The sequence below is a fragment of the candidate division WOR-3 bacterium genome (genome assembly GCA_029858255.1).
GTDB lineage: Bacteria > Hydrothermota > Tepidihabitantia > SM23-42 > SM23-42 > SM23-42.
On sequence record JAOUFJ010000002.1, the window covers coordinates 61,203 to 77,023 of the forward strand.

At 47.8% G+C, this 15,821-nt stretch carries 20 protein-coding genes; 15 read left to right on the plus strand and 5 right to left on the minus strand.

What is annotated here, in order from left to right:
- Positions 1-3: 3 nt before the first annotated feature.
- The 4 genes from rsfS to OEV79_01430 all read left to right on the plus strand — a co-directional run bounded on the left by rsfS (position 4) and on the right by OEV79_01430 (position 2,820).
- Complete coding sequence (rsfS, locus tag OEV79_01415) at positions 4-342, plus strand: ribosome silencing factor (GenBank protein MDH4210092.1); 339 nt, start codon at positions 4-6, stop codon at positions 340-342.
- Entirely contained in the window at positions 335-1,906 is a 1,572-nt protein-coding gene (gene argS, locus OEV79_01420; protein ID MDH4210093.1) for an arginine--tRNA ligase, read from the plus strand. The genes rsfS and argS overlap by 8 nt, the downstream gene beginning before the upstream one ends.
- Before the next feature lie 99 nt (positions 1,907-2,005).
- Positions 2,006-2,473 (plus strand): PTS sugar transporter subunit IIA, encoded by a 468-nt coding sequence (locus OEV79_01425; protein ID MDH4210094.1) that lies wholly within the window; start codon positions 2,006-2,008, stop codon positions 2,471-2,473.
- Between the two features lie 2 nt (positions 2,474-2,475).
- A complete protein-coding gene (locus OEV79_01430; protein MDH4210095.1) occupies positions 2,476-2,820 on the plus strand; it encodes a C4-type zinc ribbon domain-containing protein in 345 nt (114 codons plus the stop codon).
- Positions 2,821-2,941: 121 nt separating this feature from the next.
- On the opposite strand, the gene OEV79_01435 is transcribed toward OEV79_01430, so the two are convergent.
- The 5 genes from OEV79_01435 to glmS all read right to left on the minus strand — a co-directional run bounded on the left by OEV79_01435 (position 2,942) and on the right by glmS (position 7,888).
- Positions 2,942-3,517, minus strand: coding sequence for a DUF3108 domain-containing protein (locus tag OEV79_01435; protein MDH4210096.1), 576 nt, complete (start codon positions 3,515-3,517; stop codon positions 2,942-2,944).
- Between the two features lie 129 nt (positions 3,518-3,646).
- On the minus strand, positions 3,647-4,339 hold the full coding sequence (locus tag OEV79_01440) for an HAD-IA family hydrolase (protein MDH4210097.1): 693 nt from the start codon (positions 4,337-4,339) through the stop codon (positions 3,647-3,649).
- Positions 4,336-5,346, minus strand: a complete 1,011-nt coding sequence (locus OEV79_01445; GenBank protein ID MDH4210098.1) for a DUF4921 family protein — start codon at positions 5,344-5,346, stop codon at positions 4,336-4,338. Before OEV79_01445 ends, OEV79_01440 begins: the two co-directional genes overlap by 4 nt.
- A gap of 73 nt (positions 5,347-5,419) precedes the next feature.
- Positions 5,420-6,055 (minus strand): endonuclease V, encoded by a 636-nt coding sequence (locus OEV79_01450; GenBank protein MDH4210099.1) that lies wholly within the window; start codon positions 6,053-6,055, stop codon positions 5,420-5,422.
- 6 nt (positions 6,056-6,061) lie between these two features.
- On the minus strand, positions 6,062-7,888 hold the full coding sequence (gene glmS / locus OEV79_01455) for a glutamine--fructose-6-phosphate transaminase (isomerizing) (protein ID MDH4210100.1): 1,827 nt from the start codon (positions 7,886-7,888) through the stop codon (positions 6,062-6,064).
- A gap of 172 nt (positions 7,889-8,060) precedes the next feature.
- Between glmS and OEV79_01460 the strand changes: the two genes are divergently transcribed.
- From OEV79_01460 to OEV79_01510, 11 genes are all read left to right on the plus strand, one after another.
- The gene (locus OEV79_01460) at positions 8,061-9,014 is read left to right on the plus strand and encodes an RnfABCDGE type electron transport complex subunit D (GenBank protein ID MDH4210101.1); all 954 of its coding nucleotides are present in this window, start codon (positions 8,061-8,063) and stop codon (positions 9,012-9,014) included.
- The gene (locus OEV79_01465; protein MDH4210102.1) at positions 9,015-9,635 is read left to right on the plus strand and encodes an FMN-binding protein; all 621 of its coding nucleotides are present in this window, start codon (positions 9,015-9,017) and stop codon (positions 9,633-9,635) included.
- Positions 9,632-10,270 carry an NADH:ubiquinone reductase (Na(+)-transporting) subunit D gene (locus OEV79_01470; GenBank protein MDH4210103.1) on the plus strand — a complete coding sequence of 213 codons (639 nt, stop codon included), beginning with the start codon at positions 9,632-9,634 and terminating at the stop codon, positions 10,268-10,270. Before OEV79_01465 ends, OEV79_01470 begins: the two co-directional genes overlap by 4 nt.
- Positions 10,267-10,872 carry an NADH:ubiquinone reductase (Na(+)-transporting) subunit E gene (locus tag OEV79_01475; protein MDH4210104.1) on the plus strand — a complete coding sequence of 202 codons (606 nt, stop codon included), beginning with the start codon at positions 10,267-10,269 and terminating at the stop codon, positions 10,870-10,872. The genes OEV79_01470 and OEV79_01475 overlap by 4 nt, the downstream gene beginning before the upstream one ends.
- A 27-nt stretch (positions 10,873-10,899) precedes the next feature.
- Complete coding sequence (locus OEV79_01480; protein ID MDH4210105.1) at positions 10,900-12,012, plus strand: FAD-binding oxidoreductase; 1,113 nt, start codon at positions 10,900-10,902, stop codon at positions 12,010-12,012.
- Between the two features lie 12 nt (positions 12,013-12,024).
- Entirely contained in the window at positions 12,025-12,486 is a 462-nt protein-coding gene (locus OEV79_01485; GenBank protein ID MDH4210106.1) for a hypothetical protein, read from the plus strand.
- Positions 12,487-12,605: 119 nt separating this feature from the next.
- Positions 12,606-13,058, plus strand: coding sequence for a transcriptional repressor (locus OEV79_01490; protein MDH4210107.1), 453 nt, complete (start codon positions 12,606-12,608; stop codon positions 13,056-13,058).
- A gap of 1 nt (position 13,059) precedes the next feature.
- Positions 13,060-13,290 carry a ferrous iron transport protein A gene (locus OEV79_01495; protein ID MDH4210108.1) on the plus strand — a complete coding sequence of 77 codons (231 nt, stop codon included), beginning with the start codon at positions 13,060-13,062 and terminating at the stop codon, positions 13,288-13,290.
- Positions 13,291-15,015 carry a ferrous iron transporter B gene (locus OEV79_01500; GenBank protein MDH4210109.1) on the plus strand — a complete coding sequence of 575 codons (1,725 nt, stop codon included), beginning with the start codon at positions 13,291-13,293 and terminating at the stop codon, positions 15,013-15,015.
- A 59-nt stretch (positions 15,016-15,074) separates the two neighbouring features.
- On the plus strand, positions 15,075-15,521 hold the full coding sequence (locus OEV79_01505; protein MDH4210110.1) for a transcriptional repressor: 447 nt from the start codon (positions 15,075-15,077) through the stop codon (positions 15,519-15,521).
- A gap of 33 nt (positions 15,522-15,554) precedes the next feature.
- On the plus strand, positions 15,555-15,779 hold the full coding sequence (locus tag OEV79_01510) for a NifU family protein (GenBank protein MDH4210111.1): 225 nt from the start codon (positions 15,555-15,557) through the stop codon (positions 15,777-15,779).
- Positions 15,780-15,821: the final 42 nt, after the last annotated feature.

Sequence of the window (15,821 nt, forward strand, 5' to 3'; positions counted from 1 at the left end):
CGAGTGAAAAGTGAAAGTGCGTCACTAGTCAAGAAACTTGCCAATATGATCGATCAGAAAAAGGGTGAGGACATCGTTGTTTTCGATTTGCGCGACCTCTCCCCTATCACTGATTACTTCGTCATTTCAACTGGGCTTTCCGATGTGCACGTCAAGACGATCGCCGAACACATCATGAAATCCGAATCACCCCAGCATGCAGAAGGACTGGAAGCAGCCTCGTGGGTACTCCTCGATTTCATAGACGTCATAGTCCACGTTTTTTCAAAGGACGCACGAGAGTTCTACGGGTTGGAGCGATTGTGGGGTGATGCACCGGTCGTGGAATACAAAAGTGATTAGGGAAGACCTCAGAAAAATACTCAAAGAAGAATTCCCCGGTGAGGAAATCATCATCGACTATGTTCCAAGAGGCAAAGATGGCGACTATTATACAAATCTCGCGTTCAAGATCGCCTCGCGTGAAGGAGCAAACCCAATGGATGTTGCCAACAGCATCGCCAGCAAAATACAAAACCCTATCATAAAAGAAATTACCGTCCATCATCCCGCATTTATCAACTTCACTCTCGACGAAAAATACCTGCATGAACAAATATCAAAGGACATGGAGCTCAATATCGGTGAAGGCAAAAAGGTTTTGGTTGAGTATGTAAGCGCGAATCCGACCGGACCCATAAACGTTGTGAGCGCGCGGGCAGCAGCCGTAGGTGATTCTCTTGTGAGAATGCTGAGAAAAACGGGTTTCCGCGCATATGCCGAGTATTATGTCAATGATGTGGGGAAACAGACCGATCTTCTTGCCGAAAGCGTCATTCAGCGCCGGATTGAACTCTCGGGCGGCGACGCCCACATACCGGATAATGGCTACCATGGTGAATACCTACGAAAAGTTGCAGAGGAAGTCATTGCCCGGGGTCTTGAAAGCTACGAAGATATCAAGAAGTATTGTATTGATTACTTTGTTAAGGATCACCAAAAGGTAATGCGTGATTTCGGAGTGGAATTCGACGTCTGGACACTCGAGTCTGATTTGTACAAGTCGGATTATATTGATAAAGCCTTAAAGGTTCTCAATGAAAAAAACCTGACTTACACGGAGGACGAGGCGCTATTCTTCAGAACAACGGCCTTTGGAGATGACAAGGATAGGGTAATCGTCACATCTGATCGACGTAACACCTACTTGCTGCCCGATATCGCCTATCACCTCAACAAGCTGGAGCGTAATTATGATCAACTCATCAATATCTGGGGGCCTGATCATCATGGACGAATAAAGGGAATATTAGGCGGCATACAGGCACTCGGATTCAATCCTGGAATGCTTCGAATTTTGATCGTCCAGGAGGTAAAAATAAAGGAGCATGGTAAATCGGTGACCATGTCAAAGCGTGCAGGGACTTTTGCCTCGCTCAGCGACCTGCTCCAGAAGATAACCAGAGATGTGGTCCGCTTTTTCTTCCTGATGCGATCGTCCTCGCAACACCTCGATTTCGATATCGACCTTGCCATGAAGCAATCGGATGAAAATCCAGTTTACTACGTGCAGTATGCGCATGCGAGAATCCGAAGCATCGTCAGGTTCGCAGCGCAGAAGGGCATCGAGCTGCCGGACAGAGTGGAGGCATCTCTGTTGAAGGAGAACGAGGAATTTGAACTCATCAAAGATATATTGAAATACACAGAGGTCCTCAGTGATGCCGTTCGCAACCTGGAACCATACATGATTGCCTACTATCTGATCGAACTCGCCCGTGATTTTCATTCGTTTTACCAGAAACACCGTGTTGTGACCGATAACACAACACTCACCCAGGCGAGACTTTATCTCATCAATAAAACAGCGCTGACAATAAAAGAGGGACTAGAACTACTCGGAGTATCATGCCCCGAGGAGATGTGATGACCAGAGGGCTTAAAAAGACGAGAGAAGGCTTAGAAATGGCCATGGAGGCGACCGCTTACTGCCCTTTCGAGCCTACATCAATACAAAGGAGGTTTCATGAACCTTGCAAGTTTGCTGTCAAAGGATAGGGTCAACCTATCTCTAAAACCTGGAAAAAAAGATGACGTCATAAAGGATCTTGTATACACAATCAAAAAAGGAAATGATGCAGAGCTTATTGTTTCTACACTCTTGAAAAGAGAAGAATTGGGTTCAACCGGCATTGGCAAAGGTATCGCCATACCTCATTGTCGTTCACTGGCTGTAGAAAAACTTGAAATCGCGATCGGTCGAACAAATAAGCCCATCAATTTCAATTCCATCGATAAAAAACCGGTTTCTCTGGTATTCTTGATCATCGCTCCCCCCCAGGATCCCGGCAATCAGTACCTGATAACGCTCGGGAAGATCGTACAGATCGCAAAGGAGATAACTAAGAAGAACCTGATCCAAAAAGCAGAAACACCGGAGGAATTCATAACTTTGATCAATGACGTCGAAAAGAATCTCACAAAAAGGAAATAGAAATGCCAGACATCATTGAAATGCATTTGAAACTGCTATTCGATCTGGACAATTTGATTGCTGACATGGAGGAACCTAGTTACAAGAAAATAGGTTTTCAGCTCGAGGAGGAGGCAAGTCTTGTATTGATCCAGAAGCGAAATGATTTACTCAAGAAACTGCCCAAAGAGATCGCGCAAGCCTACGAAATTCTAAAGAAAAGATATCACCAGGCAATCGCACCTGTGGAAAGTGAATTTTGTCTGGGATGCTTTCAAAAACTGCCAACCCAGTTGTCAGCGCGTACTCAGGAGATCGTCACGTGCCCGAATTGCGGTAGAATATTGTACTGGCGAAAGAAAGAATGAAGAGGCGATCTTTTTTGTCGCAGGGGTAACTCCTCGGGTCCAGATTCAATTGTCATTGTCGTAGTTTCATAATACGTGTAGTAACAGATATTTTTTCCTTTGTCTATAAGGTTATCTTTACTCAGTTGTTCGACGCAGGCGTATTTCCGTAGTCTCTGAGCACTATTGAGTTAGCGCCCGAAGAATCAGTGTACTTCACGAACCGGTGAGGATAATCCTGCTCAATAAAAAAATAGAACTTACGGTTCATAAAAAATATCCGCGGCTTCATTTTGATTACCCAACACTCAAAAGTTCCTACCGGCGTTTGGACGATCGTGTCACCCTCAACGTCAAGGTCAGCATTGACAATCATAAATTCTGGTATGTGCAGCCGAAAACGGTGTTGAACCCCGGGCTCATAAACGAAACCGCGCAGGGCAAAATCCAGTGTGTGGCGGTCATATACAGGTCTGCTGTCTTGATACCGGAATCGACGCCCCTTGAAGTGAACATCGAAACCGCCGTTTTTTGTAATGAGTAACTCCGTCTTGCCTTTGACGGTCTTTTTGGCGTATAGAGTACTGAGATCATGTGTGTCTAACCGGATTTCGATAACCCTGTCTGAAGTGTATACGATATTATAGCCAGTGCTATCAAGATTTGAAACTACATTGATGCTGCCGATCTTTCCGTTATCATTTGTTTCGTATATCATCGATTCATGTCCTGGAAGGATTTGGAGGAAAACAATGAGCGCTACAACCAATGAAAATCAACTCCTTCTATGCTCAAAACCATTACTGACCTTACTACAATATAGCCATCTATGGTCATATTCTACGTTCTACTTTGTACTCTCGCGCGATACTTGATCGACGATATCAAGGAGATGAATGATATCCTCGACCTCGTAGTCGGCGCCCGAGTTCTCCGTCCCGAACCTATCACCATAGCGTGCAAAGACTGTCCTCATTCTCAGTAATTTGGCTCCGTAGATATCACGCTCCGCCCAATCACCAACCATGATCGCCTGTTCAGGTTCAACCTGTAACTTTTGCAGAGCCAGTCTGAAAGGTTCAGGTGCGGGTTTCCTTTTGTTGGTGTCTTCGAAAGTGATGACGATGTCGAAGATATTATGGAGGTTCAATTGACACAACCTCAACCACGCTTGCAGGCGCGGTGCATCACTCAAGACTGCAAGTTTGATCCCCCGTTTCATCAGTTCCATCAGCACTAATTGAACGTGTGGATAGAGCACAAGAGCAGCCTCACGTGCCCGACGATAACCAATTATCCCGGCAGCGTGGATCCGGTAATCAATCATACCGAGCTCACGGGTGAGGAATTTATCGAATACCCTCTGGTCTTCGATGCCTTCTTCTTCATAAATTTCATAAATTTTCGCTACCGCGTCTTTTTTGGACATCTTCAATCCAGCATCGATCATTGCGAGCGCAGCACCTTCAATTGCCCTGTCCTTCATCACCATGAAGTCAACAAGCGTGTTATCGAGATCGAATATTATCGCCTTTATCAAAGTCTCTCCCTGAACATTCCTGCGGCTTTCTCTGGTGCAATATGGTTTATGTAGAATCCTGTTCCAAGTTCAAAGCCAGTAGTACGATACATCCTCGGTGTGATCTCAATGTGCCAGTGATAGTCAGACTTGATCGTTGTCCAGTAGTTTGTCCTGGGCAAAAGGTTCGGGCTATCACATAGAATGAGATTGAACGGAGGATCATTCAAAGCATCGTACATCGTCTTGCACACTTTTTTCAGCACCCGGGACAGATCCATGATTTCGTTCTCGTCGATAAGTTTGTACGTGAATGCATGACGTTTCGGTATGATCAGAATCTCGAACGGAAACCTCGAAGCGTATGGAGCGATTACGACAAAGTACTCGCTCTGGGATATAAGACGATCACCCATTTCGATTTCCTGCTGGATTATGTCACAGAACAAACACCGTTCTTTGTAGCTGTAGTACTCCTGCGCTCCGCTTAACTTCTGTTTGACCCGGACCGGGGTTGCCGGCAAGGCGATCAAATCGGAATGAGTATGAACCATTGTCGAAGCTCCCGCGAGCGAACCGTGGTTCTTGAAAACAAGGATATACCGCATTCGTTTGTCTTTGTGTAAATCATCTATCCTTTGTCGGTAAGTATTCATGACAAGCGATATCTGCTCTTCGCCAAGCTCAAAGAAATTCGTCACGTGCTTGGGTGTCTCCACAATGACCTCGTTGGCTCCTATACCAGTCACCATGTCATATACCCCAACGCCGTGCTTCTCGAGTTCACCTTCGACGCGGAGTATAGGATTGATGTTAGGAATGACACGCAGCTGCCATCCAGGGCTATTTGGAGCGCCTTTTGCGCGTACCGCATATATCTCGTTCGGAGTGCGGGTTTCATTACCTTCACAAAACGGACAATCGCCAGACACCACTGAATCTCTCGGCGGCAACTCGGGGATTCGATCATTTTCCGTGTCGATTATGACCCACGTATCAGTGACGATATCTCTTCTGACCTCAGACATCTACTCCCTCCTTTTCAGTAACCTGCTGCAGAATATCGCATATGCTATACTTCAATCCAGTCACATATTAATACTAACCAGATTTTGCCCAGTGTCCAGCTCTTCGGTGGGCGAATCTGAGCGGCTCAGGTATTCTGTACTCTGTCGTCGCCAGCACCATCCGACGACAATCGCGTAGATTCACAAGATGACCCGGCGACACGAACAACGGTTTTACATTGCTGCGCGTCCTGATGACCAGTCCGATATTCCTACCATCTTTTTCCAAGTACTCGTACGAACCGCGTACTCTGCCAGGCATACTGTAACTACCAAATAGATGCGACTTCGCGCAGCCAATCGTCGGCAAACCTAACACAACACCAGCATGTGATGCCAAGCCGAGTCCCCTTGGATGAGCGATCCCCTGACCATCGACCATGATCAGTTGCGGCTTGATCTTCAACCTATGGTATGCCATGACTATGACTGGAAGTTCGCGGTAGGAAAGAAAACCGGGCACGTAGGGCATCTTCTCACGCATGCTCGCATGTCTTTCTTCTTGCAGGTTGAGTTCTGGGAAAGAAAGGACACATATCGAACAATAGAGATACCCCCGTCTGCAGGCAACATCCGCGCCCGCGACTGATGCAATATTTTTCTTCAATGGGGTTATTCTTACCCGACCGGCGAGCTGAATCTGTTTCTGCGTCAGTAGGGCAATTCTCAACGGGACTTACTCAACCGTCACGCTCTTTGCGAGATTCCTTGGCCGGTCGACATCAAGTCCTTTCAGTGTTGCAATATGGTAGGCAAGCAACTGTAGTGGTACTACGGAAAGTATGGGCGAGACATACTCGAGACATTCCGGGATCAGTATCGTATGCTTACTGACTCCTCGGGTACGTCGATCACCTCTGGTCACGATACATATCGGAATGCCCTTGCGCGTAATGGCTTCCTGGATGTTATTCAACATCTTATCATAGACGCTCGAACGCGGGTTGATGCAAACAATGGGCATCTTGCTGTCTATCAAAGCGATCGGGCCGTGCTTCATCTCACCTGCAGCATACCCTGTCGCATTTATGTAGCTGATCTCTTTTAGCTTGAGCGCACCCTCAAGCGCAGTCGCGTAGTTTAAACCACGACCGAGAAACAAGAAATCACGTGAATTGCAGAAGATCTCAGCGATCTCCTTTATTTGACTGTCGAGTTGGAGGATCTGCTCAACCTGTGCCGGTACCTTCTTCAATGCCGCGAAGTGTCCGGCCAAGTCTGTTTTGCTGACGAATCCTCTCAACAGGCCCAGATAAAGAGCTAGAAAATACAGATTCACTATCTCCGCTGTATAAGCTTTGGTTGATGCAACACCGATCTCCGGACCAGCCATAATTTCGATGATCCCGTCCGACTCGCGATGAATACTCGATTGCACAACATTGACCAGAGATAATACCTTGAGAAATTTTACCTTTGCTTCGCGCAGACCGGCAATTGTATCAGCTGTCTCTCCGGATTGACTGATTGCCATCACGAGAGTATCGCTATCCAGCACTGCATCGCGGTACCGAAATTCGCTGGATATATCTACTTCGGTATGGATCCGTGCGAATTTTTCGATCAGATATTTGCCGACAAGACCGGCGTGCCAGGACGTGCCGCATGCCTGGATGACAATTCTGGATATCTTTTTCAATTCATCTTCTGATAGACCCAGATCCTTGCCAGGATATATCCGGCTGTCCACAATCCTTTCTGTCACGATGTTGTACAATACTTTTGGCTGTTCGAATATTTCCTTAAACATGAAATGAGGGAAGTGCCCCTTGTCGATATCCCCCACCTCAATAGACACCTTATGAGGAAGAATTCTTATTTCCTTCCCTTGAAAATTCGTTATGTTACACTTGCCTCTACCCAACACAACTATGCTATCGTTGGGAATATAGATTACCTCGTCAAAAATACTCACTACTCCTGATATATCAGAAGCTACTGCGGCCTCTTTTGTGTTGTAGCAACAAATCAACGGTGCGTCATGCCGCGCACACACCAGTCTGTTTTGCTCGCCAACGCTGATGACTGCAAAGGCGAAATTACCGCTCAATCTCCGAACAGTGAGCCTGACAGCTTCCACCAAACCTCTTTTCAGATTTTCTTCAATGAGATGGACGATTACCTCAGAATCGGTCAATGACCGAAAAATATGCCCCTTCTCCTCAAGTTCATCTTTTAACGCAACATAATTTTCGATGATGCCATTGACCACAAGAGCCATCTCCTCATTGCAATCCAGTAACGGATGGGTATTGTTTTCCTGTGGCAATCCATGTGTCGCCCACCTTGTATGCCCGACACCGATTGTACCGTGGACCGGCTTGCGCTTGATCAACTCTTCGAGTTCACTAAGTTTGCCTGGTACCTTTCTGACTATTAACTCGCCATTACTTATCACCGCAATGCCACTCGAGTCATATCCCCGGTATTCGAGTCGCCACAAACCTCCCAGCAATACGCTCGGGACATCACGACTTCCGACATAGCCAATGATCCCACACATCGTGCAATTGTATATACGGCTGGTGTTTTGTCAATAGAAGGCTGGAAAATAACGTGAATGTAAAGGACCTTGACTTTCTATGAACACTGGTTATCCTTGTCCATATTCAACGGGGTAAATTACACGAATATAAAAAACTCGGCCATATATGAAGGAGAATAGTACTCGCATCTTGAGAAAACAGCCGGTCATGCGGCGAATGATGCTTGCCATGGTACCCTGCATAATGGCATCGATATATTTCTTTGGCTGGCGGTCCCTTTTTATTGTACTCACATCATGTTTTATTGGTTTCGCCACGGAATACGTTTTCACACGCCGGCACAACGAACCCGTCACAGAAGCCGTATTCGTTTCTGCTATCATATACGCGCTCATCATGCCGCCAACGATACCATGGCATATACTGATCTTCGGTATGGTGTTCGCAATAATGTTCGGAAAGATGGTGTTCGGTGGTTTTGGCTTCAACGTCTTCAATCCGGCGATGGTTGGCCGTGCGTTCTTATACATATGCTTTCCCGTCGCACTCACCGCGACGTGGGCACCGGCTGCACAGGGCATCTGGGGCGCGCTGGGCACCTGGAGTACGGCGCTTAACCCTAATGCCATCACGGCCGCGACCCCGATGGCCCTGGTCAAAACAGGAGAAGCAGTATCACCAGCCCTGACCGCTCTGCTGCTGGGTAGATTGTCAGGTACCATGGGCGTGACCAGTGCCATAGCAATAAGCGTCGGTGGCCTCTATGTTTTCATTACGAAAACGGCGAATCGATGGATCATCCTTACGGTGATCATCACATACGTTCTGGCAAACGGCATACTCTTACTACTGAATGTGAAAGCGTCTCCGGGTATTTTACCGGCACTGCTCGGTGGCGGTTTTCTCTTTGGCGCTTTCTTTATGGCAACCGATCCAATTAGCGCACCAAAAACGAAGAGAGCGCGCATAGTATATTCCGTGGTTATCGCGGGCACTACAGCCATTATCAGAAATTTCTCGGTCTTCAATGGCGGATTCATGTTCTCCCTGCTCATCGCAAATATGTTCGCACCGATTCTGGATTATGCCTTCAAGAATCGAACTCACAGCATAAAGAGCAAGGAACTGACCGGACAGCGCTAAATGAATCTGAAGGACAAAGCGTGGTTTCCAGTGATCTACATGTTCATGCTTACCCTGATATTGAGCACCGTTTTGATCATATTTGGTACGATCACACGTAAAAGGGTCAAGGAAAACGAAGCGATCGCCTTTGAGCGAGCGGTGATACAGTCCTTGCCGGTCGAAATCGCGGGTACAACGGCGCCATGGCAAATACATCAGATCTATCTATCCAGTATCCGCGAGGCCGATGAAACTAGTGCAGGGGCGTTCAGGTATGTAAAAGGAGATTCAATCAAAGGCTACGCCCTGCCTCTGGAAGGCCCCGGCTTCTGGGCGCCGATCAAAGGGGTGATCGGCTTCGAGCCCGACGCGATGACCATAAGCGGTATCGCATTCTATGAGCAGAACGAAACGCCGGGACTCGGCGGAGAGATCACAAAAACCTCATTCCGCGAGCAATTCGTGGGCAAAAGAATATCACAAACAGGCACGCCGCTCCAGATTCGTGGTCCAACCGAACCGCTCGATGAGAGTTCTGTACATGCAATAACCGGCGCAACCCAGACAAGCAATAGACTGGCGAAATTCATGAATGAAAATATCAGCCAGTGGCGCGCACGAATGGCGGAGCAAAAATGATTGCGGCCAAACGAACAAGAGACGTCGTGCTGACAGCAATCTGGGGAGAGAATCCGGTCTTCCGGCAGATCCTCGGCATATGCAGTGCCCTCGCTGTAACGAATCTCGTACTGAACACAATGGTTATGGGAGCGGCCGTAATTTTCACAACTGCCCTTTCGGGTTTCACCGTATCGGTAATGCGCAAATACACGCCACGTATCATCAGAATGATGGTCGAAGTCTTGATCATCGCCTTCTACGTAATTCTGTTCGATCAAGCACTCAAGGCTTACTGGCCGGACATGAGCAGGAACCTGGGTCCTTATGTCGGCCTCATCATAACTAACTGTATCATAATGGGAAGAGCCGAAGCCTTCGCCAATGCGAATCCACCTGTGCTTTCATTCATCGACGGTTTGTCCTCAGGTGTCGGCTATTCACTGATATTGATCTGTGTCGCCGTGGTTCGCGAACTCCTCGGGATGGGTTCACTCCTTGGTATACCGATGCCCTTTCTCTCATCTTCAATGTGGGACCGCTGGATAATAATGGTGATGCCACCGGGCGCATTCTTCACATTGGCAGTGATCGTCTGGATAGCGAGAACGATTCAAAAAGAAAAAGACCAGAAAAGCACAGAGGCAAAGAAATGACCGGCTCCAGCAATAGCATGATACATCTGGCGATCGTCCTCTTCACGGCAGTCTTCACCGATAATATTCTCCTCGCCAGGTTCCTCGGTATGTGCTCGTTCCTTTCCGTTTCACGGCAGGTCAAAACGGCCGTGGGTTTAGGACTTGCAGTGGTCTTTGTCATGACGTTCACGATAGCTCTTGATTGGCTTGCGTATCGATACATACTCGAGCCGTATGCTATCGAGTATTTTCGTTTCATCCTCTTCATAGTAATAATCGCAGCATTCGTTCAATTCATTGAGATGGCTATCGAGCGCTACTCGCCAGTGCTGTACCAGAACCTCGGTATATTTCTACCGCTGATCACTGTCAATTGTGCGATCCTCGGAGCCTCTCTCTTCATGGTCATCCGGGAATACAGCCTGGCCGAGGCGATCGCGTTTGGCTTCGGAAGTGGCGGAGGATGGATGCTGGCAATTGTCGCCATGGCAGGGATACGGGAGAAGCTTAACAATGCACGTATACCAAAAGGCCTGCAGGGACCGGGGATTACCCTGGTCATCGCCGGTATCATGGCTCTGGCTTTCATCGGCTTCACCGGTGTACTCTCCGGAAGATGATAGTTGAATCACGGAGGATATAGTCACTTGGGTGTTTTTGTTATCCCCATAGCAATAGTCAGTGCGGTAGGTGGGCTGCTAGCCGGCGTCCTGGTCTTTGCGGAACGGGTGATAACCAACTATGGCGATGTGCAAGTAGACATAAACAAAGGTGAGAAGCGGTTCACGATCAGGGGTGGAGGTACTTTGCTGGAGAACCTTAGCCTGCAGAAGATATTCATACCTTCGGCGTGCGGAGGAAGGGGTACCTGTGGTTATTGCAAGGTGAAGGTCATTGAGGGAGCGGGACCTCTGCTGCCGACCGAAGAACCATACATGGATGATAAAGAACGCAAAGAAGGCATCAGGTTATCATGTCAGGTCAAGATGAGAAGCGATCTGAAAATCGAAATACCACAGGAACTCCTGACCATCAAGGAGTATCTGTGCACTTGTGATGAAATCATCGATTATACCTATGACATCAAGCAATTCAGACTGACTTTTCCCGACGGGGAACAAATGAAATATATCCCCGGCCAATACGTTCAACTCCTCTCCCCCGAGTATGAAAAAAGTTCCGAAGAAGTCTACCGTGCGTATTCCATCTCATCTGACCCTTCAGATAAGAAGTCTATCGAATTGATCGTGCGTCATGTCCCGGATGGGATATGTACTACATATCTATTCGACTATCTCAAAAAGGGCGAGCCGGTTAGAATAAACGGACCGTACGGCCACTTCTATTTGCGTGATACTAATGCACCGATAATTTTCATAGCCGGTGGCTCGGGAATTGCACCGATCAAGTGTATCCTGCATCACATGCAAAATACTGAGAACACCCGAAAGTCAGTCTTCTTTTTCGGAGTACGAAGCACGAAAGACCTTTTTCTGGCGGATGAAATGAAGGCATTCGAATCCAGGATAGGGGCTTTCAAATTCATTCCTGTCGTGTCACAACCAGAACCCGATGCAAAATGGCAGGGCGAGACGGGTAGGGTAACGACCGTGGCATCGGAGTATCTAAAGAAACAACAAGATGCAAATCAATATGAGGGCTACTTGTGCGGCAGTCCCGGTATGATCGAATCGTCTGTCAAGATGTTGACCGACTGCGGCATTCCTGAGGAAAAGATCTATTTTGACAAGTTCTCGTAATAGGAGGCGGCTATGAAGAAATCACCCCAAGAGAAAAAACTCGAAAATATGTTGAAGTCCTCCAAATTCTCTTCCAGCGGTTTCATGGGAACGGACAGGAGAAACCTCTGGGAGATCATCGATGAAGATGCGGCTCAAGTGGCAAGGACGGGTAAAACGATGGAGGAAATATCCACCCGCATGCAGCAAATCACCAACACAGGTGCGGAGGGCCTTGGTGTGTGGGTGGTGATCGGCCAGAACCTGCGGGTGATGGTAGATGACAACCGGGGCGTGGTGCCATGTCCGTGGCCCCATCACGTGCGATGCCTGAAGAGGATAACGACGGTTAATAATTCTGAAACCGGAACCAGCCTGCGCTGGTCTGAGCTGAACATCCATCTCATAAAAGAGCATGGATTCTTCGAAGGCAAGGGTTCGCCTTTCAGGATCGAACCGACAGCGCTGATAAAGATGATCTTCACAACCCCGTAACAACAAAACTCCAGATACAGAAGGTTACGCATTCACAAAAACTAACGCTTGACAAGTCGTTCTCAATGATTATAATGAATAATGAAAATGAATTGCAATTTCATTTATGAGGAGGGTGTATGAACAAACGGGCAGAAACCTTACAGACTTTTATAAGGCACAGGACAAAGTACGGGCTGAAAAGTTCCGATAAGCGTACCTTTGTTGTCGATTATTTCGTCAACGCAGGCCGGCATTTTACGGTCGAAGAGCTATACAACGAGATCAAGAAACAGAAGAGCGGAATAAGCTATTCAACAGTTTACCGGGCGATTAAGTTGCTCACGCGATGGGGGCTCGCCGGTGAATCGATGTTCGGTAATTCCGTATCGAGGTATGAACCCATCGACAAATCAGAACATCACGACCACTTGATCTGCCAGGAGTGCGGGAAGATCATCGAATTCGAGAATAGCAAGATTGAGAAACTGCAGCACGATGTGGCACAGAAATACGGATTCGACGTATCCGCTCACCGGTTAGAATTGTATGGCATCTGCCGGGAATGTAAGAAGAAACGAAGGAGACGATAGGATGCCACCCATTCCCCTGACCAGCATGGAATCTGGCACAAAAGGCAAGGTAATCGAGATCCAGGGCGGCCGTGGGTTATGTGCACGGTTCAACGCGATGGGTATCCGTCCCGGCGTTAAAATCACCAAGATAAGCGGACAGATCATGCGCGGGCCAGTAATTATAACCGTCGGCGCTACTCAGGTCGCCATCGGTTTTGGCATGGCAAGTCGGATCTTCGTTGAGGTTTAGATGATAAAGAGAGTTCTGCTAATGGGTAATCCAAATGTCGGCAAGAGCGTGATATTCTCGAGGCTGACCGGTGTCAGAGTCATCGCTTCAAATTATCCCGGAACCACCGTGGAATTCTGCCAGGGCTGCATCGGTTCGGGCGTGAATAAGATCGAAGTTGTCGATGCACCAGGCACATACAGTCTTGAACCGAATTCTCCGGCCGAAAAAGTGGCCGTCGCCATTCTTGATAGAGCGATCGCTGCCAAGGACAGCATCGTGATCAATGTTGTGGACGCAACCAACCTTGAGAGAAACCTTAACCTCACCCTCCAACTCATGAAAAAAGAGATCCCGGTTTTGATCGCCTTAAACCTCTGGGATGAAGCAAAGCATATCGGTATCTCCATAGACGCCGAAAATCTGGAGAAGGTGCTCGGTATCCCGGTTATTCCGACCGTAGCCGTCACCGGCGAGGGCATCAAAGAACTCGTCTCCCGTCTCGGCCAGGCAAAACGCGGAGAATACAACTACGTGGACGATGAAAGATGGCATGAAGTCGGCAGAATAGTCGACAAGGTCCAAACCATAAAGCACAAACACCATACCATAGGTGAACGCCTCGGCGACCTTACAATCCACCCCTGGACCGGTATTCCTATCGCCATTCTCGTCATCGCAGCATTGTTCTTCATCATCCGGTTGATCGGCGAGGGACTGATATCACTGCTCACAGATCCTATTTTCAACAATATATGGCGACCGCTCATGATGCGACTCTCAGATATGCTCGTATCAGGGAGTCTCATCCATAAGATCATCATCGGCCAGCTCATCGATGGCAGCATTGACTTCGGCCAGTCTTTCGGGATCCTGACGACAGGTCTCTACGTCCCCTTTGGCGCAGTCCTCCCTTATATCTTCGCCTTCTATCTCGTACTCAGTGTACTCGAGGATTCAGGTTATTTGCCGAGGCTGGCGGTCCTTCTAGACAATGTCTTGCACGTGATCGGCTTGCACGGCATGGCAATCGTACCGATGCTCCTGGCATGCGGCTGCAACGTACCTGGTGTCATGGCTACTCGCATTCTGGAAACAAAGCGCGAGAGGTTCATCGCCGCCACCCTGATGTCTATTTCAATACCCTGCATGGCGCAGACCGCAATGGTTTTTGGACTACTCGGCAAGCACGGTTTACGAGGCCTGCTGCCCGTTCTCGTGACACTTTTTGCGGTTTGGCTTATCACAGGCAATCTCTTCAAGCTGCTGGTCAAGGGAGAAAGTCCGGAGATATTCACAGAAATTCCTGCATATCGTCTCCCCCATCTTCCAACTCTTATGAAGAAAGTATGGATGAGGATATACTGGTTCTTGCATGAAGCAGTTCCTTTTGTTCTGGTGGGTGTTTTCTTCGTGAACTTACTCTACGCCTTCGGGATCATTTCATTCCTTGGCAATATCATAGGGCCATTCACCGCACGCGCGTTCGGCCTGCCCTTCGAAGCCGTCGGTGCTCTACTGATCGGCTTCTTCAGGAAGGATCTGGCAGTTGGCATGCTGGCCCCGCTCGGACTCAACGTGAAGCAGCTTATTGTCGCCTGTGTGGTCCTCACCATGAGTTTTCCATGCATCGCCACGTTTGCCGTGTTTGTCAGGGAACTCGGTGTCATCGACATGATCAAAGCAGCATCAATAATGATAACATCGGCCTTCCTGGTAGGCAGCCTGCTCAATCTGATCCTGTAACTGCCGAACCAGCATAAACTCAGGCTTGACAAGGCGCATTTTCTGATTATAACTATTACATGATTGGAATTATTCCAAACAGCAAAGAAATGAGAAAACTCCTGACGGACAGAGGATTAAAACCAACATACCAGCGACTGATGATAATAGACCATCTCAACAAAAGCAAAAAAAGTCACCTGACCGCCGAAAAGATCTATACCGCCCTTACGGACAAGATGCCGATGCTCTCTATGACGACTGTATACAATACACTCAATTCTTTTCTTAAGGCGGGTATCGTCTCTGCCATAACAATAACCGGCACCGAGATCCGGTACGGTTTCATTACCACGCCGCATCACCATTTTCTCTGCAGAAATTGCGGTTCCATCACCGATATTGATATCGCTTGCCCAATAGCCGAACGAAAGGTTGTTGACGGGCACAAAATTGAAGAGATACACGGTTATTTCAAAGGTTTGTGCAAGAAGTGTTTGAGAAAGGGACGTAAACAAAAGATTTAACAACATGTCTAAATTGAGTAAGGAGGAAAAAACATGAAAGAGAAAGTCGAGAAAGTGCTGGGTGAGATTCGACCCAGCTTAGAGGCCGACGGCGGCAACGTTGAGTTGGTCGATGTTACTGAACAAGGTGTTGTCAAGGTAAGGCTAACTGGTGCTTGTGGTACCTGCCCGATGAGTACCCTAACACTTAAAATGGCAATTGAAAAAACCCTGAAAGACAGGATACCGGAAGTCAAATCAGTCGAACAGGTATTTTAGCTGTTCACTCATTTGCCGATTAACGTGAACAGGAATTATCGA

Excerpts from the sequence above, each read along its gene's own strand:
- OEV79_01505 (MDH4210110.1), top strand. The coding sequence starts at position 15,075 with ATGATTGGAATTATTCCAAACAGCAAAGAAATGAGAAAACTCCTGACG.
- OEV79_01510 (MDH4210111.1), top strand. The coding sequence starts at position 15,555 with ATGAAAGAGAAAGTCGAGAAAGTGCTGGGTGAGATTCGACCCAGCTTA.
- OEV79_01435 (MDH4210096.1), bottom strand. The coding sequence starts at position 3,517 with ATGATATACGAAACAAATGATAACGGAAAGATCGGCAGCATCAATGTA.
- glmS (MDH4210100.1), bottom strand. The coding sequence starts at position 7,888 with ATGTGTGGGATCATTGGCTATGTCGGAAGTCGTGATGTCCCGAGCGTA.
- OEV79_01490 (MDH4210107.1), top strand. The coding sequence starts at position 12,606 with ATGAACAAACGGGCAGAAACCTTACAGACTTTTATAAGGCACAGGACA.
- OEV79_01430 (MDH4210095.1), top strand. The coding sequence starts at position 2,476 with ATGCCAGACATCATTGAAATGCATTTGAAACTGCTATTCGATCTGGAC.
- OEV79_01445 (MDH4210098.1), bottom strand. The coding sequence starts at position 5,346 with ATGTCTGAGGTCAGAAGAGATATCGTCACTGATACGTGGGTCATAATC.
- OEV79_01465 (MDH4210102.1), top strand. The coding sequence starts at position 9,015 with ATGAATCTGAAGGACAAAGCGTGGTTTCCAGTGATCTACATGTTCATG.
- OEV79_01500 (MDH4210109.1), top strand. The coding sequence starts at position 13,291 with ATGATAAAGAGAGTTCTGCTAATGGGTAATCCAAATGTCGGCAAGAGC.
- OEV79_01470 (MDH4210103.1), top strand. The coding sequence starts at position 9,632 with ATGATTGCGGCCAAACGAACAAGAGACGTCGTGCTGACAGCAATCTGG.
- OEV79_01485 (MDH4210106.1), top strand. The coding sequence starts at position 12,025 with ATGAAGAAATCACCCCAAGAGAAAAAACTCGAAAATATGTTGAAGTCC.
- OEV79_01425 (MDH4210094.1), top strand. The coding sequence starts at position 2,006 with ATGAACCTTGCAAGTTTGCTGTCAAAGGATAGGGTCAACCTATCTCTA.
- OEV79_01475 (MDH4210104.1), top strand. The coding sequence starts at position 10,267 with ATGACCGGCTCCAGCAATAGCATGATACATCTGGCGATCGTCCTCTTC.
- OEV79_01495 (MDH4210108.1), top strand. The coding sequence starts at position 13,060 with ATGCCACCCATTCCCCTGACCAGCATGGAATCTGGCACAAAAGGCAAG.